Here is a 20,795-nt window from a genome sequence, read left to right on the forward strand (position 1 = left end):
GGCAAGGAAAAAAAGACAAAGAGACAAAAGCCTCTTTATCTTTTTAGTTTCTAATTTGACCATTGCCGTAAATAATGTATTTTGTACTGGTTAATTCATTTAATCCCATGGGACCTCTGGCATGTAGTTTCTGAGTACTAATCCCAATCTCTCCACCAAAACCAAAGACACTGCCATCTGTAAAACGAGATGAAGCATTCACATAAACGGCTGCCGCATCAATTTGTTTTAAGAACGTTTGAGAGGTCGTATAGTTTTCAGTGACAATCACTTCTGAATGATGAGTGGTGTATGTATCAATGTGATCAATAGCTTCTTCCAGTGACTGAACCACTTTAACAGCTAAGATGAAATCATTAAATTCTGTCGCAAAATCTTCTTCTGTAGCGAGAGTACTTACTTTAATAAATTTTCTAGCCGTTTCATCGGCTCTGATTTCGACTTTGAAGACTTCTAACGCTTTTTCTAATTGTGGGAGAAAGACATCAGCGATATCTTCGTGAACAACCACTGTTTCTGTTGAGTTACACACAGAAGGACGTTGGCATTTACCATTAATCACAATTTCAAGTGCCATCTTTAAATCTGCGTCTTTATCCACATACACATGACAATTACCTGTGCCAGTTTCAATCACAGGAACGGTTGCTGTTTGAACCACTGTTTGAATTAATTTAGCCCCGCCTCGTGGAATTAAAACATCTAAGTAACCATTTAACTGCATAAACTCTTTAGCCGTTTCGCGAGAGGTATCCTCAATTAATTGGATACATTCTTTTGGTAGTTCAACCATTTCAAGTGCTGTTTGCATAGAAGTAACGAGGGCTTGATTAGAATGGAAGGCTTCTTTTCCACCTCTAAGAATAATGGCGTTGCCTGCTTTGAAACAAAGACTTGCCGCATCAGTTGTCACATTTGGGCGTGCTTCATAAATGATCCCAATGACACCTAGAGGAACGCGTTGTTTACCAATCATCAAATCATCTTCGTTTTTCCACATCTTATCCACAGTTCCGATTGGGTCACTTAAACCGATGATGGTTTCAATATCAGAACACATGGTATCAATTCGTTCTGAGGTTAGTAATAAGCGGTCAATCATCGCCTCAGGTAAATTTGTTTCCTTAGCGTTTAAAATATCTTGTTGATTGGCGGCTAAAAGAGTAGGTTTATCCATTTTTAGTTGTTGAATGATTTCTTTAAGTGCCTGATTTTTTACAGTTGTTGAAGCCGTTCCTAAAAAACGGGCCGCTTGTTTCGCTTTTTTTCCTAAAGTTATTAAATAATTGTTCATCTTAATCCTCCTTTGAAGAATGAGTGTCACTGGCAAAGAGTGTACCGATTTTTTTACCTTCTAAAATATCAAAAATAATACTTGGGTTTTTACCATTAGCCAGAACCATTTGGCTATCACGGTGAAACACATGTTCAGCAGCTTTTAGTTTACTAGACATACCACCTGTTCCAAAACGGCTTCCTGCGCCATCTGCGGAGTTTTCTAAGGATTGATTAATCTCAGTGATACGGTTATAAAGAACCGCGTCTGGGTTGGTTTGTGGGTTATCAGAAAAGAAACCATCGATATCAGAAAGCATGATTAACAAATCGGCATCTGAAAGGGAAGCCACAATGGCTGAAAGTTGGTCGTTGTCCCCAAATTTAGTTAAGTGGTCCAATTCATCCACAGCCACACTGTCATTTTCATTCACAATAGGAATGACTTTCATGGAGACTAACTCATATAAGGTATTGATGACGTTAGCACGGCTTTCAGGATAATCCACCACATCACGGGTGAGTAGAACTTGAGCTGAGATTTGGTGATAATGTTGGAAACGTTGATTATATATTTTGATTAATTCAGATTGTCCAATCGCGGCAGCTGCTTGTTGTTTAGCAATAGATGAAGGTCGTTTATTCAGTCCTAACAGGTTAAGACCAGCACCAATTGCCCCAGATGAGACTAAAATAACTTCGTAACCTTGGTTATTAAGAGAGGTTAAAGTGAAGGCGATTTGATCAATAGCTCGAAGATTAATTTTTCCATTGGGTAAAATTAATGAACTAGTGCCTACTTTTACTACAATACGTTTGACTGATTCAATAGATGTTCGACTCATATTATCTTCCTTTTTTACTGCGATTTTTTAAAGACGGATTCTTTGTGAAATTTAGTCGTCTTTAGTCTCATAATTTTACCCCATTTCCTTTGTGGATACCACTTATTAAGTAGGGCAATCAAATAAGTTTAATAAACGTATCATTTTTGTTATGATAGATAGGAAGATCGCAACAATAAATCACCCTATTTTTTGATAGATAAACCAAGGTTTTATGGGTAAAAAATCATATCTAAAAAAAGTGATTGACTTTTAAAAGAAAGAGCATATAATTCATCTTGTTTGTATTTTTGAAAAAGTGAAAATGTTTTGTTGAAAGCGAGGAATAAAAGAAGTGAGTCAGAAGTTGACCAAAGAGAATATTGATACGTTTAAAGTTGGTGGGGCGCTCATCGCTATGGGTGTTGTTTATGGAGATATTGGGACAAGTCCACTGTATGTAATGAAAGCTATTATTGAAGGTAATGGCGGTTTAGCCAATGTATCTACAGATTTTATTTTAGGCTCAGTTTCCTTAATATTTTGGACACTAACCTTATTAACATCTGTCAAATATGTCATGATTGCTTTAAATGCGGATAATCATGGTGAAGGTGGTATTTTTTCTCTTTATACATTAGTAAAAAAATCAGGGAAATATTTGTTATTTCCAGCAATGATTGGTGGGGCGACGCTTTTAGCTGATGGGGTATTAACACCAGCGGTTACAGTGACAACTGCTATTGAAGGTTTGCGGGGGATTCCGATATTTTATGATGCTTTTGGGGATAATCAGCATGTGATTGTTGTAATCACGATGGTTATCATTTTTGGTTTATTTATGATTCAACGTTTAGGAACACAAAAAGTGGGAACCGCCTTTGGTCCAATTATGTTGGGCTGGTTCACCTTTTTAGCGGTGATGGGATTAGTCAATTTTGCAGGTAATTTAAGTGTTTTACGTGCTCTTAACCCATATTACGCGTTCCATTTGTTATTTTCAGACGAGAATAAAGCCGGTATCTTTATTTTAGGAAGTGTGTTCTTAGCGACTACTGGGGCAGAGGCGTTGTATTCTGACTTGGGACATGCCGGTCGTAAAAATATTCGAATGAGCTGGCCATACATCAAAGTCTGTTTAACATTAAACTACTTTGGGCAAGCAGCTTGGTTAATTAGTGTGAAAGACAATCCAGTCTACCAAGACATGAAATTATTAAACCCATTCTTTAGAATGATGCCACAATCAATGGCTGTTATTGGTGTGCTATTTGCCACATTAGCAGCAATCATCGCCTCTCAATCATTGATTTCAGGATCATACACCTTGGTTTCAGAAGCGATTAAATTACGCTTATTACCAAGAATGAAAATTATTTATCCAACCGATCAAAAAGGTCAATTGTATATTCCGGCTGTTAATACATTATTAATGTTAGGCTGTTTAACGATTGTTGTGACGTTTAGAACGTCCGCACATATGGAATCAGCTTATGGTTTAGCCATTACGATTACTATGTTAATGACAACCTTCTTATTACTGTTCTATCTATTGCAACGTGGCGTACCTAAAGTACTTGCTTATTTAACCTTTATCTTCTTTGGTTTAATTGAGAGTATTTTCTTTATTTCAAGTGCGACTAAGTTTTTACATGGTGGGTATGTGGCTGTTTTAATGGCGGTGGTTATTTTAGCAATCATGTTAATTTGGCACCGTGGAAATGTCATCACAGAACGTGAGTCAGATCGGGTTTCTGTTTGTGATTACAAAGAACAATTGAAAGCACTAAGTCAAGATCCAAGCTTGCCACAATATCAAACCAACATTGTTTTCTTAACAACGAAAATCAAAGGGCATCAAGTTGGACGAGAAATCATGTATTCGATTTTAGATAAACGACCTAAAAAGGCTAAAGTTTATTGGTTTGTAAATGTGTTTGTTACAGATGAGCCATATACAAATGAATATTACGTAGATATGATGGGAACTGATTATATTGTGAACGTTCAATTACGACTTGGTTTTAGAATGAATCAAGAAGTGAATGTTTACTTGCGCCAAATAGTGAATGATTTAATGGCAGAAGGTAAGTTACCAAAACAACCACAAAAATATTCAATTATTAAAGACCGTGAAGTCGGCGATTTTGCCTTTGTTTTAATTAGAGAAGAATTAACGCGTGTTACGTCATTAAGTACAATTGATACTATTGTAATGCAACTTAAACTAGGTATTAAAAAAATGGCCTTTGACCCAGCGAGATGGTTTGGTCTAGAATACAGCGACGTAATTGTGGAGCATGTTCCATTAATCATCGGAGACAAAAAAGAAGTCACAGGACTAAAACAAGTCCAAGTGGATGACTTTGATGAAGAAGACGATTAATCAGAGTGAATAAAAATAGAGTGGTGAAAATGGCGTTTAGCTCTGAGCAACTGGAGGAAATTAAAAATAATTCGCGCTTTTTGAATTAATTTTAATTTTTGAAGTTGCCGAAGGAGCTGCCATTTGAACCCGAACTACAACAGAGTGATGAAAATGGCGTTTTGCTCCAAGCAACTGGAGGAAACCAGAAACAGTAAGAACCAATCAAAAAATGATTGGTTCTTACTGTTTTATTGTTATTAGAGCAGACAACCTCATAAAATATTAAGAATTTTTCCTCCCTAAGTCCCTTTATATTTTCACTCGTATCATGTAGGATAGAACAGATAAAGAAAGTAAAGGATGAGTGTTAGTGTCAAAAATTAGAGGTTTTGAGAAAGTATCAACATTTAAGGATATTAATTTACCAGTGCGTGCCACAAAGCAAGCAGCAGGTTATGATTTTGAAGCAGCAGAAGAGATTGTGGTTCCATCAATTTGGAAATCAGGCATCGCAACCGCTCTAAAAGCAGCGTTTAATAAAGAAGACATCTTAATGGATGAAAAAACATTAAAACAAGTTAAACCCGTTTTAGTACCAACAGGGATTAAGGCTTATATGGGAGAAGAAGAATTTTTACAATTATGTAATCGTTCAAGCAATCCTTTGAAGAATTTCTTATTATTAGGTAACGGTGTGGGTGTCATTGATAGTGATTACTATAATAACGATGCCAATGAAGGTCACATTATGTTCCAATTTTTAAATTTTGGATTAAAAGATTTAACGATTAAAAAAGGGGAACGTATTGGACAAGGCATTTTCTTACCATTCTTAAAAGCGGACAATGACCATTCAGAGACTGACCGAACAGGCGGTTTTGGTTCATCTGGTAAATAAAGTAAAAGTTCTTAAAAAAGTCATCCTTTTTCTTAAAGGATGACTTAATTGTATGCTAAAATGTGAGTAGACTTGTTAATAAACGAGTCTAATTTATAAAGATAAATAACAAAAGTGAGGGATATTGTAGTGGCGAAGAAAAAGAAAAATGAATTTGTCTGCCAAGAATGTGGTTATGTTTCGCCAAAATATTTAGGGCGTTGTCCTAACTGTGGCAATTGGAACTCATTAGTAGAGGAAATAATTCAAGAAAAACCAACGCGTCATAGTCGAGTGAGTTTATCTGGAACAACAACTAAACCTGAGCGATTGGATGAGGTTGTTTTTCAAAAAGAGCAACGAGTAAAGACTGAATTAGAAGAATTAAACCGTGTTTTAGGTGGCGGTGTTGTCCCTGGTTCAATGGTTTTAATCGGTGGTGATCCTGGAATTGGTAAATCAACACTATTACTACAAGTTTCTCAACAACTTAGTAAATTAGATGATAATGTTCTGTATGTGTCAGGTGAAGAAAGTGCCCAACAGATTAAAATGCGCGGGGAACGTTTAAGTGCCACAGACAATCACTTTTATGTGTACGGGGAAACGGATATGGGATTGATTAGACAAACAATTGAGCATCTGAAACCGAATTATGTGGTGATTGACTCGATTCAAACCATGATTCACCCAGAAATTACCAGTGCGGCAGGTAGTGTGAGCCAAGTTAGAGAAACAACGGCTGAGTTGATGCAAATTGCGAAAACCAATCAAATTACGATTTTTATTGTCGGGCATGTGACTAAAGAAGGTTCTTTAGCTGGTCCAAGAATGTTGGAGCACATGGTAGACACAGTTCTTTATTTTGAAGGAGAGAGACATCACACCTTTAGAATTTTAAGAGCGGTTAAAAATCGTTTTGGCTCAACGAATGAAATCGGTATCTTTGAGATGAAACAAGAAGGATTAGTTGAAGTTAGAAACCCTTCCGAAGCTTTTTTAGAAGAGCGACTAGCTGATGCGACAGGTTCTGCCATTGTTTGTTCTATGGAAGGGACGCGCCCGATTTTAGCAGAAGTTCAAGCGCTGATTACACCGTCCGTTTTTGGAAATGCCCAACGAACAGCAGCTGGTTTAGATCGCCATCGTGTTTCCTTAATCATGGCAGTCTTAGAAAAAAGAGCAGGCTTAATGTTACAAAATCAAGATGCTTATTTGAAAGCTGCAGGTGGCGTGAAATTAGATGAGCCGGCCATTGATTTAGCGATTGCGGTTAGTATTGCTTCAAGTTACAAAGATAAAGGAACTTCACCTTATGAATGCTTTATTGGTGAGATTGGTTTGACAGGTGAAGTCAGACGAGTGAATCGAATTGATCAGCGTGTATCAGAAGCTAAAAAACTTGGCTTTAAAAAAATATATGTTCCTAAGAATAATTTGCAAGGTTGGAAAGCACCAAAAGGAATCGAAATTATTGGTGTATCCACTGTTTCAGAAACGTTAAGGCAAGTGTTCAAGTAGGAAAGGAGGAAAAGAAAGATGCAAAAAAAGATATTTTATGTAGTTATGGCAGTTATTGGCTTTAGTCTAGGAATGACCATTGTCCCTTCTGTCTGGGCATTATTTGATTTAGATTTTAATCAATGGTTAAACAACGGTGTAACGAATGGATTGATTGGTGCAATTATTTTTATTATTATTTCTACGTTTACCTTTCGTTATGTGGGTCGTGCCCTTAAAAAAGCTGAAAAATTTATTAGTGAACAAAGCTTACAAGATTTAGTCTTTGGAAGCTTAGGGGTGATTATTGGGTTATTATTAGGGGCCTTAGTTTCAATTCCCTTGTACTCATTAAAAATTGCTTTTCTTCATATTTTACTTCCAACTTTAATCATGTTAACACTTGGTTATTTTGGGTTTAGAGTAGGAACGACTAAAACAGATGAGTGGCGTAAGTTATTTGCGCCAAAACCTAAAAAAGGTACCGAGGATATTTTAGAGCGTAAAGTGACAGATAATTTTAACAAATACAAAATTTTAGATACCAGCGTTATTATTGATGGCAGAATTTATGATGTCGCAAAAACTGGTTTCATCGAAGGAACCTTACTTATTCCAAACTTTGTCTTGTATGAATTACAGTATATTGCTGACTCAGGCGATAGTTTAAAACGTGTTCGTGGTCGTCGTGGGTTAGATATTTTAAATGCGCTTCAAAAAGAAGATGGTATTTCTGTAGAGATGTATGAAGGTGATTTTGATGATGTCCAAGAAGTGGATAGCAAGTTAATTAAACTAGCCAAATTATTAGATGGTATCGTGGTAACCAACGACTATAACTTAAATAAAGTTAGTGAGTTTCAAAATGTGCCAGTCTTTAATATTAATGCCCTAGCGAATGCGATTAAGCCAGTGGTCATCCCTGGTGAGACAATGGATGTTTTAGTGATGAAAGACGGAACGGAAAGACAACAAGGTGTGGCTTATCTAGATGATGGAACCATGGTTGTTGTTGAGGACGGCAAACACTTTATGAACCAACGAATTAACGTCATTGTGACAAGTGCTCTTCAAACAGCTGCCGGTCGAATGATCTTTGCAAAGCCTTCTCATTCACAAACAACGATAAATAATGAAACAAAAGCTAATAACTAGTGGATTGTACCTTTACTATTTAGACAAATGAGGGTAAAATTTAAGCATAACAGCTAAGAACTGAAATAGACATATGAAGGATGGTAATTTTCATGACAAAAAAAGTACGTGTAAGATACGCACCAAGCCCAACAGGACATCTACACATCGGTAATGCCAGAACAGCATTATTCAACTATTTATATGCAAGACACCACGATGGTGATTTTGTAATTCGTATCGAGGATACAGACCAAAAACGTAACATCGAAGACGGAGAAAAAAGCCAATTAGAAAACTTAGCATGGTTGAACATGGATTGGGATGAGTCACCTGAAAAACCAGGTAAATACGGACCATACCGCCAATCAGAAAGATCAGACATTTACTTACCATTAGTCGATCAATTATTAGCAAGTAATTTAGCTTATAAATGTTACTGTACAGAAGAAGAATTAGAAGCAGAACGTGAATCTCAAAAAGCACGTGGCGAAATTCCTCGTTACAACGGTAAATGTGCCAGCCTTTCAGTTGAAGAGCAAGTAGCTAAAGAAGCAGAAGGTATTACACCAGTTATTCGTTTCCGCGTTCCTAAAAATCGTTCATATAGTTTTGATGACATGGTTAAAGGACATATTACCTTTGAATCAGACAGCGTAGGTGGAGATTTCGTTATTCTAAAACGTGACGGTATGCCAACTTATAACTTCGCTGTTGCTGTGGATGATTATATGATGAAAATTACGCATGTTTTACGTGGGGATGATCACATTGCTAACACACCAAAACAATTAATGGTTTATGAAGCCTTTGGATGGGAAGCACCTGAATTTGGTCACATGACATTAATTATTAACAGCGAAACAGGTAAAAAACTAAGTAAACGTGATGAAACGATTTTACAATTTATCGAACAATACCGTGACTTAGGTTACTTACCAGAAGCAATGTTTAACTTTATCAGTTTATTAGGTTGGTCACCAGTTGGAGAAGAAGAAATCTTCTCTGAAGAAGAATTCATCAAGATGTTTGACTCAGCTCGTTTAGGTAAATCACCAGCGGCCTTTGATAACAAAAAACTTGAGTGGATTAGTAACCAATACATGAAAAAATTAGACCGTGCTGACATGGCTCAAAAAGCTTTACCATATTTAGTGGATGCTAAATTAGTTGAAGAAAATCCATCAGCAGAAAAATTAGCATGGGTAGAAGAATTAGTTTCTCTTTACCAACCACAAATGAGTTATGCAGGTGAAATTGTTGAATTATCAACACTTTTCTTCAATGATACATTAACATTAAATGATGAAGCAAAAGAAGTTTTAGCTGGCGAAACAGTCTCACAAGTACTAGAAGCATTTGCTAAACAAATTGCTGAATTAGAAGAATTTGATGCGGCAAATATCAAAGCAAGTATTAAAGCTGTTCAAAAAGAAACAGGTGTAAAAGGTAAAAACTTATTTATGCCAATCCGTGTAGCTGTCAGTGGACAAATGCATGGTCCTGAATTAGCAGAAACAATTATGCTTTTAGGAAAAGAAAAAGTGTTAGATCATATTAAACAATCAAGTAAATAAATACGTTGAAAAGAAGAGTAGCTTAGCTTGTTGATTTAGAGAGCTCATGGGTGGTGAAAGTGAGAGAATAAGCTAAGTGAAGTGCCTCTTTGAGTAGTTTTAGTGAAATATAGTAGCTAAAAACGAGTGATAATCGTTAACTTATCAAAAGGTAAAAGGAAGAGTCTTTCTTTTTACGAATAAAAGTGGAACCACGTGAAAACGTCTTTTAGTTGAGTAGACTAAAGGGCGTTTTTTTATTGTAAAAAAAGTGAAGGAGCTAATCATTATGAAAATTTACAATACCTTAACTCGTTCTAAAGAAGAATTTAAAACCATTGAGCCAGGAAAAGTTCGTATGTACTTGTGTGGCCCAACAGTCTATAACTATATTCATGTAGGAAATGCCAGAAGTACAGTGGCGTTTGATACAGTCCGTCGTTATTTAGAATACAAGGGCTATGAAGTCAATTATGTTTCTAATTTTACAGATGTTGATGATAAAATTATTAACCGTGCCAAAGAAGAGGGCGTCACAGCTAAAAATATTGCGGATAAATACATTGATGCTTTTACAGAAGATACCACTAAGTTAAATGTGAAACCAGCATGTGTTCATCCGCGTGTCATTGATCATATTGATGAAATTATCGAATTTGTTGCAGCCTTAATTGAAAAAGGGTATGCTTATGAATCTCAAGGGGATGTTTACTACCGTGCCCGTAAATTTAAAAATTATGGTCAACTAAGTAATAAAAGTATAGATGAATTAGAAGTGGGTGCTAGTCAACGTACGGGAGACGAGCAAGCAAAAAAAGAAGATCCGTTAGATTTTGCTTTATGGAAATCAGCAAAAGAAGGAGAAGTTTCTTGGACATCACCATGGGGAGCGGGACGCCCAGGCTGGCACATCGAGTGTTCAGTGATGGCATCTAAGCACTTAGGTGAAACGATTGACATTCATGCAGGGGGGCAAGATTTAGAGTTTCCTCATCATGAAAATGAAATCGCCCAAAGTGAAGCCAAAACAGGCCAAACATTTGCTAATTATTGGATGCACAATGCGTATTTAACAGTTGGTGAAACTGGGGAAAAAATGAGTAAATCATTGAAAAATTTTGTGACAGCTCACGAATTAATGGAAGAAGTTGATCCAGAAGTGGTCCGTTTTGCTTTAGCCACAACTCATTACAGACGCCCAATGCCTTTTAATGACATTATCTTAAAAGAAGCAGAAACAAATCTTTCTAAGATTAAAGGAAGCTACAACAATGGCTCTTTCCGACTAGAATCAGCTAAAGACTCAACTGAAGATGATGAAGACTACTTAAAAGAGTTAACGTTAATTAAGAGTCAATTTGAAGAAGGTATGGATGACGATTTCAATACAGCTAATGGAATTACAGCTGTCTACAACTTAGTTAAATGGTTGAATGCTTATTTTGAAAAAAATAGCGTGTCAAAAGTCGTGATAGAACAAGCTCAAAGTTTATTAGTTGAATTAATGGCTGTCTTTGGAATTGAGTTAGGTCAAAAAGAAGTTTTAGATAGTGAAATTGAAGCGTTAATCGAAGAGCGAAATGAAGCTAGAGCTAATAAAGATTTTAAACGCAGTGATGAAATTCGTGACACGTTGAAAGAACAAGGGATTATTTTAGAAGATACCGCACAAGGTGTGAGATGGAGTAGAATTTAATGAGTGAAAAGAAAGATTATTCTCTTTTAAGTGGTTTGACGTTAGCTTATGTAGGGGATGCGATTTATGAAATTTATATTCGCGATTTTTTAATTAGATCCGGTCAAACCAAACCTAATCAAATGCACCGCATGGCAACGCATTATGTGTCAGCTAAAGCCCAACATTATTTGATTGAAGAAATGATTAAAGAGGAAATTTTAACAGAGCAAGAAACGTTGATTTATAAAAGAGGTCGAAATGCTAAGAGTCATACGAGCGCTAAAAATACATCAGTTTTTGTGTATAGAGCGTCTACAGGCTTTGAAGCACTAATGGGGTATTTACACCTAACAGATCAAAAAGAACGCCTAGAAGAGCTAATTACATGGTCTATTAAAAGGATAGGGGAAAAGAATGAAAAATAAACGTGAGAGACAAGAAAAAATAGCGGAGCCAGTATCATTAGAAGATGTGGTATTTGGTATTCATGCGACAATTGAAGCTTTGCAAGCAAGACGAGGCAATAAATTGTTTATCCAAGAAGATTTGAAGAGTCACCGAATCGAAGAGCTAAAAAGCTTAGCACAAGAATTTTCAGTTCCAGTTATTTGGGCACCTAAATCAAAATTAGATGAGATGACAAATAAAGAAAATCATCAAGGCATTGTGATGAAAATAACGCCTTATGAGTATTTATCTTTAGATGAGTTATTGTCAAAAAGTAAAGATAAGGAAAGTCGTTTCTTTTTAATATTAGATAGTATTGTGGACCCTCATAACTTAGGTTCAATTATGAGAACGGCTGACGCAGTAAATGTAGACGGGATTATAATTCCTAAACACCGTGCTGTAGGAATTACACCAGTTGTTGTTAAGACGTCAACTGGCGCGGTAGAGCATGTTCCAGTAGCTCGTGTAACAAATCTAAGCCAAACCATCAAAAAACTAAAAGAAGATAATATTTGGATTTTTGGGACTGATATGGAAGGAACGGATTATACAGATTGGAACGTTTCTGGTGATATCGCCCTTGTGATTGGTAACGAAGGTAAAGGCATGGGAGCGGCTCTTAAAAAAGAGATGGATGAGATGATTACGATTCCAATCGAAGGTCATGTTCAAAGTCTTAATGCCGGTGTAGCTGCGGGACTTTTAATGTATGAAGTTTTTAGAAAGCGTAGAAATTAGGATATGGAGACAGTAAAGTGAAACGTCAGGTGCTGTTTGTAGATGGTTACAATATGATTGGAGCTTGGCCTTTTCTTGATAAATTAAAAAAACAAGAAAAATTAGCCGATGCGAGAGATCAACTTTTATTTATGCTATCAAACTACGCAAAGTACGAAGGTATTGAAGTGATTGTGGTCTTTGATGCCCAATTTGTACCAGGTATTCAACAAGTGTATGATGAATACGGCGTCACAGTTATTTTTACAAAAGAAGAAGAAACAGCAGATACCTATATAGAGCGTGAGGCAGGGGGAAAAATAAACCCACTGACTCATGTTCGGGTGGCGACAAGTGATATGGCGGAGCAGTGGATTATTTTCTCAAGAGGTGCGTTAAGAGTCTCAGCAAGAGAGCTATACAAGGCGATTAAGACATCGGAGAAAAAAATTCAAGCAGATACAGAAGAGTATAAATTTCAGAGTTATCGACGCAATAGTCCTTGGTCTGGCTCACAGCTTGAACATCTTCAACAAATTTACGATGAATTAGATAACTAATGAATACGAAAGAGAACCTTAGTTCTCTTTCGTATTTTGTTATTTAATGGTACGATTTTTATACAGAAGAGGGAAGCATTTCTTTTTGAAGGAGACGTGTAAAAATGAATGAAAGTGAAGTTATACTAAAGAGAGCAAAATTAGGTTGTAATGATTCTTTTGAAGTGCTGTTTAATCAATATGTTCCAATTGTTTTGAAACAACGCAATAATTATTATCTAAGAGAATTTGATTTAGACGACTGGCTTCAAGAAGGGCGCTTAGTTTGTTATCAGTCACTCCGGAAATTTGATGATAGTAAGAATGTCACATTTGGTTTATTCTTTAAAATGAATTTTAACCGACATGTCATTAGCTTACTAAGGCACCAAGAGGCACAAAAAAGACAGATTTACCGCTACACAGATTCTCTAGATTCACAAATGAATACCTTTGGAGAATGTATTAGCCGGGGTATGGAAGATTTTCGAGCAGATACAAGTATTAAGTACATATTTGTTAGAGAGCAGCTAGAAGATTTACCGGATCAGCTGTCAAATTTTGAGAAAAAAATTTATTACGATACTTTATTAGGACTGGATATTGAGGAAATATCAAAAAACACAGATATTTCACAGAGAAAAATTTTATTTGGCTATAACCGCGTAAAAGTAAAATTGAAAAAACAAATCGTATAATAAAGGACATTTCTCTCTTCTTTAATCAAAAAATAAAGATTAAAAATGTAAGTTAATAATTAAAATTAGATGAATCTATTGCCAAAGTATGTGTATTATGATAAAATTTGAAGTTTTTTGTAAAATATGTTACAATGGTAATCGAGGTGAGTTGGATGGCAGCGAGTATTTTAACAATCAAAGAAGAGCTAGAGAACAAAATAGGTAGTCGAATTACTTTAGTCGCACAGACAGGTAGAAAACGACAAACTGAACGTAGTGGTATATTATCAGAAACATATCCTTCTGTATTTATTGTCGATTTAGATCAGGATGAGAACGCATTTGAAAGAGTATCATATAGCTATACTGATATTTTAACTCGTGCTGTAGAGGTCCAATTTTCAGATAACATGCAAGAAGAAATTATAGGATAATTATAACCAATCGAAGAATCATTACTTAGTTGTAATGATTCATCACATATAAAATAAAAAAGATTGCTACTTTATTTAAAGAGTCAGTCTTTTTTTGTTTTTAGAAAGGGGAATTGGATGATAAACGTATTATTTGTTTGTTTAGGTAATATTTGCAGATCAACCATGGCTGAAGCTGTTTTTCGTGATAAAGTCGTAAAAGCGGGGTTAGAGAATGAGATTCATATCTCATCAGCTGCAACAGGTAGTTGGAATCTAGGGGATGCGCCGTACAAAGGAACCAAAGAGGTGCTTGATAGAGAAAAGATTAGTTATGAGGGGATTTACTCAACTAAAATAACGGATGAAGAGTTTAACACCTATGATTATATTATTGGGATGGATGAAAGTAACATAGACAACCTATTGAAATTAAATCCTTCGCTTAAAAATAATGAAAAAATCCATTTGTTTTTATCAGAAAGTATAGATGAAAAAAAGCAAGCAGTACCAGATCCTTATTATACAGGAGATTTTGAGTTGACCTATGAACTAGTTAATCTAGGAACAGATAAATGGTTAGAGAAAATTAAACAAAAAATAAACGGTTAGGACGAAAGCCCTAACCGTTTTTCTTTAACTATTTAGTTGATTCTGTTGTTTCTTCTTTTTTGTCAGATTTTTTGTCGTCTTTTTTATCTGATTTCTTGTCATCTTTTTTGTCAGATTTTTCTTCTTTTTTAGGTAAGTATGGATCTAAGATTTTCTTGAATTGATCGTCTTCGATCTTAACGTTAGCTTTTTCTAATTCTTTACCAAGAACTTCTTGTGAGAAGGCAGGGTCAGCCATTTTTGTTTCTTCAGTGATTTTTTTCAATTCTTTTTCATATTTCTTATAGTCGTTACCTTTTTTCTCATTTTTAACCATCTTAACGATGTAGAATGAGTCAGTACCAGTTTGCATGTTTTGTGATTCAACGATACCAGAAACTTTACCGTCTTCTAATTTGTAAGCTTCTTGTTTCACTTGCTCAGGAAGTAAAACTCCTTCAGGTTTAGTAGCCATTGTAGAATCAAATGTTACTTTACCGCCATCTTTTTTAGAAACTTCGTCTTTAGAAACTTCTTTTGCTACAGTTGTGAAATCTTTTCCATCATTCACATCTTTTAATGCTTTTTCAGCGTCTTCTTTTTTGTCAAAGACCATGATTTGAGCATCAACGCTTGGGTGGTAAGTAGCCCAAGTTTCTTTTAAGTCAGCATCTGTAATTTTTAAGTGAGCTTTTAACATTTCTTTGAATGCTAAGTTACTCTTGATGTTTTCTTTGTAAGTTTTAACATCTAAGTTATTTTGTTTTAATAAATCTTCAAATGGTTTTTTACCACCGTTTTGATCTTGAACTTTTTCAAATTCTTTATCCACTTCTTTTTGATCTACTTTATCACCGTAAGCAGCGTCAGTGATTTTGTTAACGATCATACCTGTTAATAATTGGCTTGATTCTGGGGCTTTTTTAAGTTCAGTATATAACTCATCCTCAGTAATTTTGCCACCTTTCATTGTAGCAACGCTTTTTCCGCCTGAACATCCAGCAAGTGTAATTACTCCTAAAAGAGCAACAACTGCTAATTTAAATGATTGTTTCTTCATAAATATTTGCACATCCTATTCTTCATTTTTTTAATTTGAATAACTATAATTGCATCACGTTTATTACTATAGCATATAATTCTTTTAAAAAATACGGAATTCAAAAAAATTTCATATAATAAACACAACTTCATAAATATAGCACATTTTAATTCATAATGTTTTATTCTTTTAGACTATTACTAAAATCAGTTATTTCTGTCTCGATTTTTGCAATTTGCTTTTTCATGTCTTCTAGTCTGAATTTTGTTTTAAAATCAAAGCGGTCTAAACTCTTTTGCGTGCCCTCAATGAACTCAGGAATCATTGTTTCTGTTAATTCTTGAAGATGAGCAGCCCCTGATTGGATATCATCTGAGCTTGTTTTGATTTCTTTTAATAATTGTAAGGTATCATCAATCTCATCTTGGAGTTTTTTTCTCGTTTCTTTACCTGATCTTGGCGCAAGTAAAAGAGCGGCAGAGCCACCGATTAAACCACCAATTAATAAGCCTTTAGCAAATTTTTTACCTGAAAAATTTTTCTTAGTCATTGATAATCGTCTCCTTAATTGATTTAGCAATAGAAGTCATCTCTTCTACAGAATACTTGTCCATGTTATTTGAGAAAGTAATCGCAAATTCGTCTTCTTCACTGTAACGAGGAATTAAATGAATATGAGAATGGAACACTGATTGATAAGCTAATTCCTTGTTGTTGTTGATTAGGTTTAACCCTTTCATCTCAGGAAATGTTTTTTCCAAGCCACGAGCAATTTTGGGTACTTTAGCAAACAAGGTTTCTGCTGTTTTTTCATCGTATTCAAAAATATCTGTCACGTGTTTCTTTGGAATAACAAGCGTATGACCTTTCGTTGTTTGAGTGATATCTAAAAAAGCATAAACCTCATCGTCTTCGTATACGGGATAGCTTGGTATTTCACGATTGATAATTTTACAAAAAATACAGTCTGTCATCGAAAAGACCTCCTTTAATTATAAAATAACCTTACCATAAATAGATTTAAAAATGAATGGCATAATAGACAAAAAAGGAAATGACTAATAAAAAGATATGCTATAATTTATAATAGAATATTATGGAGGCTAACATATGAGTTTAAAAATTGAACATGTAACAGGTGGCTACGGTCATATTCCTGTTTTAAAAGATATTAGTTTTGAAGTGAATTCCGGTGAAATCGTTGGTTTGATTGGTTTAAACGGAGCGGGTAAAAGTACGACGATTAAACATGTTATTGGTTTACTAACCGAACAAAAAGGGAAAATCACAGTAGATGATAAAACATTGAAAGAATCCCCAGAAGATTACCGTAAGACAATTGGTTATATACCAGAGACACCTATCTTATATGATGAATTAACCTTAAGAGAGCATATCGAAATTACGGCGATGGCCTATGATATACCAATGGATGAAGCTATGGAAAGAGCTGATTCTTTATTAAAACTATTTAGATTAGAAAATAAATTAGATTGGTTCCCAGCTCATTTTTCAAAAGGAATGAAACAAAAGGTTATGGTGATGTGTGCCTTTTTAACTAAACCAAGTTTGTTTATTATTGATGAACCTTTCTTAGGGTTAGATCCATTAGCTATTAAGGCTTTACTTGATTTAATGAAACAAATGCGAGACGAGGGTGCGGCTATTTTAATGTCGACGCATATTTTAGCAACAGCGGAAATTTACTGTGATCGTTTTGTCGTCCTTCATGAAGGTGAAGTGCGCGCCATAGGTTCAATGACTGAGCTTAGAAAAGAGTTTAATTTACCAGATTCTTCATTAGATGATATTTATATCTCTCTAACGAAGGAAGGGGAGGTTTAAGATGAACCTCTTTTATAAAAAACGACAAGGAACGCACATGAAACACATGATGCGCTATCTGAAATATGTCTTTAATGATCATTTTTTACTAGTGATGCTGATTGCTATGGGGGCATAGGATTATACTATTCAGAGTTCGTTAAAAGTTTAACCCCAGACTTTTTCATTGCACGACCTTTTGTGCTGATTATTTGGTCATTATGCTTACTAGTAGGGAAACTAGCAACTCTGCTTAAAGAACCAGATATGATTTTCCTACTACCTAAAGAGCGACAAATGACAACTTATTTAAAAACAGCCTTTAAAAGCTCAATCTTGATACCATTTAGTGTCCTACTTTTAGTGGTTGGTATTACGATGCCTTTATTAGTAGCGACAAGCAACATTGGATTTAGTGACTTTTATCTCTTATTACTGAATGTATGGTTACTAAAATTAGCTCATTTACTCATTCAACTACAAAATATCTACTTAAACACAGAGAAAAAAACTAAGATAGAAGGCATGTTACTAAGCCTTGGAACGCTAGGAAGTATTGCCGTGAATCTATACATAGCACCTTGGATGGGATTAATTATCTCAATCCTGGTTTTAGCTGTGGTGTACCTAGAAACTGGGAAAGTCATCAAAGTGAATCCTTTAAATTGGGAGAAAGCTATTACTTTAGAGCGTAAGCGACTTAAAAAGATTTATTCTTTCATTAATCTATTCACTGACGTTCCAGGTCTTCAATCGGATATTAAGAGACGTGCCTACTTAGATGGTGTGTTAAATAAAATCAAAAAAGAACAAGGTCAAACGTATAACTATTTGTATGCTAGAGTTTTTCTAAGAGGAACAGAGTACAGTGGATTAGTTCTTAGATTAACTATTATCGGGGGCTTAGCTTTATTTTTTAGTGATCAAATGATTTTGGATGGGATAATTAGCGCTCTTTTTGTTTACTTGATAGGTTTCCAGTTATTACCAATTTATAGTGAATTTGATTATATGCTAATGACACAACTATATCCGGTGAAAAATGAAGAAAAAATGAAAGCTGTTGAAAAACTTTTAATAAAAATTTTAATGAGTGTGATTACTATATTTAGTGTCATCGTCATGATTAGGTTACAAGATAAAGTGGGTGGAGCGATAATTGTGGGAATATTACTCTTAGAAGGCATCGTTTTCACAAAATTATATGCACCTAAACGATTAAAAAAATTAGATAAATCATTGATTTAAAAGGAAACTCGTGGCAGAATGTGATATACTATTCTTCGTCTTTATAAAAAGGTAAGATGTGTTTGAAAGTAACTCAAGTAAGTTGGTTAAAGGAGAAACTATAAATGTTTAAATTTGATAATTCATGGAATCTCCAACCGATTAAGGGAGATACCGGAAAAGCATATAGAGGAATAAAAGATAGTGAGTCGGTTTTCATTAAACGAAACTCGACCCCATTTTTAGCAGCACTGTCTCGTGAAGGGTTGACGCCAAAATTACTTTGGACCAAAAGAACCAGTGACGGAGATGTCTTAACGGCTCAAGAATGGCTAGAAGGCAGACAGTTAATGCCAAAAGAGATGAGTAAAAGTGGCGATGTTATCCGCATATTGAAGCATCTACATCAATCAGAGTCTCTAAAATCCATGCTTCAGAGAATGGACGGACGAGAAAAATCAGCGTTTGACTTTTTAAGTGATTATGCCGTTGATTTACCTGATGATTTAAAAAATAATTTGTATTTAATGCGTGTTTTCAGATATTTAGAAGATCATTTACCAGCCTTTCATTCTGTTTACTACACAGCGTGTCACGGGGACCCGATGCACAACAATTGGTTACTATCAACAGAAGAAACTGTCTTTTTAGTTGATTGGGACTATTCAGTCTTAGCCGATCCAGCTTTAGATATTGGTACAATATTAGGTCAATATATCGATATTAAATATTGGGATTACTGGGTAGCAGAATACGGCGCAGCAGGTGACGAAAACATCATGGACCGGGTGTATTGGTATGCTGGAATTAATTTATTACTACAAATTAAACGAAGTTACCTAAATTACGAACGAGAACAAATGAACGCGTATATCGCCCAATTGAAAAAAATATATGAGTACTAACCAGAGTGGTGAAAAAATCGTTTTGCTCCGAGTAACTGGAAGGAATATCAAACAATCCATGGGTTTAGGATTGATTGATATTCCTGAAGTTACCGAAGGAGCAGATTTTTAAACCCGGACTAACCAGAGTGGTGAAAATGGCGTTTAGCTCTGAGCAACTGGAGGTGAATAGAAACAATCCGCGTTTTGGATTGATTCTATTCAGTGAAGATGCCGAAGGAGCTGCCGTTTGAATCCAGACTACAATAGTGGTAAAAACAATATAAATTCAAGTAGAGGCAGACAAAAGAGTCCGCCTCTTTTTTAAAGAAAAGGAGATTATTATGAGATTACGTAACAAACCAGGCGCAAAAGAAACTATTTTAGCTCATCCGCACTATATTTTAGATGATGGTAGTCAGTGGAAAGGAAAGTGGCAAGAGCGTTTTGAAAAAGCACAACCGATTCATATTGAAGTTGGAAGTGGTAAGGGTCAATTTATCGTTGAAATGGCGAAGGCACATCCTGAGATTAACTACATCGGGATTGAACTTCAAACAAACGCTATTATTGCTATTTTAGAGAAACAAATGGAAGAAAAATTGCCTAATTTACAGCTTTTACTTGTTAACGGAGCTGATTTAACTGATTATTTTGCAGACGGGGAAGTTGATTTAGTTTATTTAAACTTCTCAGATCCGTGGCCAAAAACAAAACATGAAAAACGTCGTTTAACCTTCCATACATTTTTAAAAACTTACGAAACAATCGCTAAGCCAAAAGCAGAGTTACATTTTAAAACAGACAATCAAGGGTTGTTTGAATATTCTCTAGCGAGTGTGACTTGGTACGGGATGACGATTAAGCAAGTTTGGCTTGATTTACATACAAGTGATTATGAAGGAAATATCATGACAGAGTATGAAGAGAAATTTTCTGGACGTGGTGAAAGAATTTACAGATTAGAGGCAATCTTTAATGGGAAAGATGTAGAATAAACCCAAAAAATTTAAGAAGATAACTGAATTAAACAAAAAAGTAAGTCAACTGATTTTGGTGACTTACTTTTTTGTTTAATTTTTTTTAAATAAAATTGTATATAAAATGTTTTTTTTAGGTGGTTTTATGTAAAAAAGCGAATAAAAACGACTATTGCATAAAAAATGTGTTATATTATTTACATGGAAGATGTTAATTATATCTATAAGGTTTAAAA

The 20,795-nt window shown here is 35.1% G+C and carries 20 protein-coding genes, 1 pseudogene and 1 other annotated feature; of the genes and pseudogenes, 16 read left to right on the forward strand and 5 right to left on the reverse strand.

Annotation, left to right across the window (positions count from 1 at the left end):
• Positions 1–43: 43 nt before the first annotated feature.
• Both G7082_RS07655 and proB read right to left on the reverse strand, forming a co-directional pair.
• On the reverse strand, positions 44–1,294 hold the full coding sequence (locus G7082_RS07655; RefSeq protein ID WP_166034524.1) for a glutamate-5-semialdehyde dehydrogenase: 1,251 nt from the start codon (positions 1,292–1,294) through the stop codon (positions 44–46).
• Between the two features lies 1 nt (position 1,295).
• Positions 1,296–2,120 (reverse strand): glutamate 5-kinase, encoded by an 825-nt coding sequence (proB, locus tag G7082_RS07660; RefSeq protein ID WP_166034525.1) that lies wholly within the window; start codon positions 2,118–2,120, stop codon positions 1,296–1,298.
• 397 nt (positions 2,121–2,517) lie between these two features.
• On the opposite strand from proB, the gene G7082_RS07665 reads away from it, so the two are divergent.
• From G7082_RS07665 to G7082_RS07720, 12 genes are all read left to right on the forward strand, one after another.
• A complete protein-coding gene (locus G7082_RS07665) occupies positions 2,518–4,485 on the forward strand; it encodes a KUP/HAK/KT family potassium transporter (protein ID WP_166036043.1) in 1,968 nt (655 codons plus the stop codon).
• A 352-nt stretch (positions 4,486–4,837) separates the two neighbouring features.
• Positions 4,838–5,365, forward strand: a complete 528-nt coding sequence (locus G7082_RS07670) for a dCTP deaminase/dUTPase family protein (protein ID WP_166034526.1) — start codon at positions 4,838–4,840, stop codon at positions 5,363–5,365.
• Positions 5,366–5,494: 129 nt separating this feature from the next.
• Positions 5,495–6,865, forward strand: coding sequence for a DNA repair protein RadA (gene radA, locus G7082_RS07675; RefSeq protein ID WP_166034527.1), 1,371 nt, complete (start codon positions 5,495–5,497; stop codon positions 6,863–6,865).
• A gap of 18 nt (positions 6,866–6,883) precedes the next feature.
• Positions 6,884–7,999, forward strand: a complete 1,116-nt coding sequence (locus tag G7082_RS07680) for a PIN/TRAM domain-containing protein (protein WP_166034528.1) — start codon at positions 6,884–6,886, stop codon at positions 7,997–7,999.
• Positions 8,000–8,091: 92 nt separating this feature from the next.
• The gene (gene gltX, locus G7082_RS07685) at positions 8,092–9,555 is read left to right on the forward strand and encodes a glutamate--tRNA ligase (RefSeq protein WP_166034529.1); all 1,464 of its coding nucleotides are present in this window, start codon (positions 8,092–8,094) and stop codon (positions 9,553–9,555) included.
• Positions 9,552–9,767, forward strand: a binding site (T-box leader). (Overlaps the previous gene by 4 nt.)
• Positions 9,768–9,820: 53 nt before the next feature.
• Positions 9,821–11,230 carry a cysteine--tRNA ligase gene (gene cysS, locus G7082_RS07690; protein ID WP_166036044.1) on the forward strand — a complete coding sequence of 470 codons (1,410 nt, stop codon included), beginning with the start codon at positions 9,821–9,823 and terminating at the stop codon, positions 11,228–11,230.
• On the forward strand, positions 11,230–11,637 hold the full coding sequence (locus tag G7082_RS07695; protein ID WP_166034530.1) for a Mini-ribonuclease 3: 408 nt from the start codon (positions 11,230–11,232) through the stop codon (positions 11,635–11,637). Before cysS ends, G7082_RS07695 begins: the two co-directional genes overlap by 1 nt.
• On the forward strand, positions 11,627–12,400 hold the full coding sequence (gene rlmB, locus G7082_RS07700) for a 23S rRNA (guanosine(2251)-2'-O)-methyltransferase RlmB (protein WP_166034531.1): 774 nt from the start codon (positions 11,627–11,629) through the stop codon (positions 12,398–12,400). Before G7082_RS07695 ends, rlmB begins: the two co-directional genes overlap by 11 nt.
• 17 nt (positions 12,401–12,417) lie before the next feature.
• Positions 12,418–12,939 (forward strand): NYN domain-containing protein, encoded by a 522-nt coding sequence (locus G7082_RS07705; RefSeq protein ID WP_166034532.1) that lies wholly within the window; start codon positions 12,418–12,420, stop codon positions 12,937–12,939.
• A gap of 104 nt (positions 12,940–13,043) precedes the next feature.
• Complete coding sequence (locus G7082_RS07710) at positions 13,044–13,616, forward strand: sigma-70 family RNA polymerase sigma factor (protein ID WP_166034533.1); 573 nt, start codon at positions 13,044–13,046, stop codon at positions 13,614–13,616.
• Positions 13,617–13,771: 155 nt separating this feature from the next.
• On the forward strand, positions 13,772–14,032 hold the full coding sequence (locus G7082_RS07715) for a Veg family protein (RefSeq protein ID WP_166034534.1): 261 nt from the start codon (positions 13,772–13,774) through the stop codon (positions 14,030–14,032).
• Positions 14,033–14,149: 117 nt separating this feature from the next.
• The gene (locus tag G7082_RS07720; protein WP_166034535.1) at positions 14,150–14,623 is read left to right on the forward strand and encodes a low molecular weight protein-tyrosine-phosphatase; all 474 of its coding nucleotides are present in this window, start codon (positions 14,150–14,152) and stop codon (positions 14,621–14,623) included.
• A gap of 28 nt (positions 14,624–14,651) precedes the next feature.
• Here G7082_RS07720 and G7082_RS07725 read toward each other — a convergent pair whose 3' ends face one another.
• The 3 genes from G7082_RS07725 to G7082_RS07735 form a co-directional block, all read right to left on the reverse strand.
• Positions 14,652–15,662, reverse strand: a complete 1,011-nt coding sequence (locus G7082_RS07725; protein ID WP_166034536.1) for a peptidylprolyl isomerase — start codon at positions 15,660–15,662, stop codon at positions 14,652–14,654.
• 163 nt (positions 15,663–15,825) lie between these two features.
• A complete protein-coding gene (locus G7082_RS07730; protein ID WP_166034537.1) occupies positions 15,826–16,194 on the reverse strand; it encodes a YtxH domain-containing protein in 369 nt (122 codons plus the stop codon).
• Positions 16,187–16,618, reverse strand: a complete 432-nt coding sequence (locus G7082_RS07735; protein WP_166034538.1) for an HIT family protein — start codon at positions 16,616–16,618, stop codon at positions 16,187–16,189. The genes G7082_RS07730 and G7082_RS07735 overlap by 8 nt, the downstream gene beginning before the upstream one ends.
• Positions 16,619–16,754: 136 nt before the next feature.
• Between G7082_RS07735 and G7082_RS07740 the strand changes: the two genes are divergently transcribed.
• The 4 genes and pseudogenes from G7082_RS07740 to trmB all read left to right on the forward strand — a co-directional run bounded on the left by G7082_RS07740 (position 16,755) and on the right by trmB (position 20,577).
• Positions 16,755–17,489 (forward strand): ABC transporter ATP-binding protein, encoded by a 735-nt coding sequence (locus G7082_RS07740; protein WP_166034539.1) that lies wholly within the window; start codon positions 16,755–16,757, stop codon positions 17,487–17,489.
• A 49-nt stretch (positions 17,490–17,538) separates the two neighbouring features.
• Positions 17,539–18,716 (forward strand): annotated as a pseudogene (locus tag G7082_RS07750) (ABC transporter permease).
• A gap of 104 nt (positions 18,717–18,820) precedes the next feature.
• The gene (locus G7082_RS07755; protein WP_166034541.1) at positions 18,821–19,600 is read left to right on the forward strand and encodes a phosphotransferase family protein; all 780 of its coding nucleotides are present in this window, start codon (positions 18,821–18,823) and stop codon (positions 19,598–19,600) included.
• Positions 19,601–19,923: 323 nt separating this feature from the next.
• Complete coding sequence (gene trmB / locus G7082_RS07760) at positions 19,924–20,577, forward strand: tRNA (guanosine(46)-N7)-methyltransferase TrmB (protein WP_166034542.1); 654 nt, start codon at positions 19,924–19,926, stop codon at positions 20,575–20,577.
• Positions 20,578–20,795 lie beyond the last annotated feature (218 nt).

The organism is Vagococcus hydrophili, from assembly GCF_011304195.1.
In the GTDB taxonomy this organism is placed as follows: Bacteria; Bacillota; Bacilli; order Lactobacillales; family Vagococcaceae; genus Vagococcus; species Vagococcus hydrophili.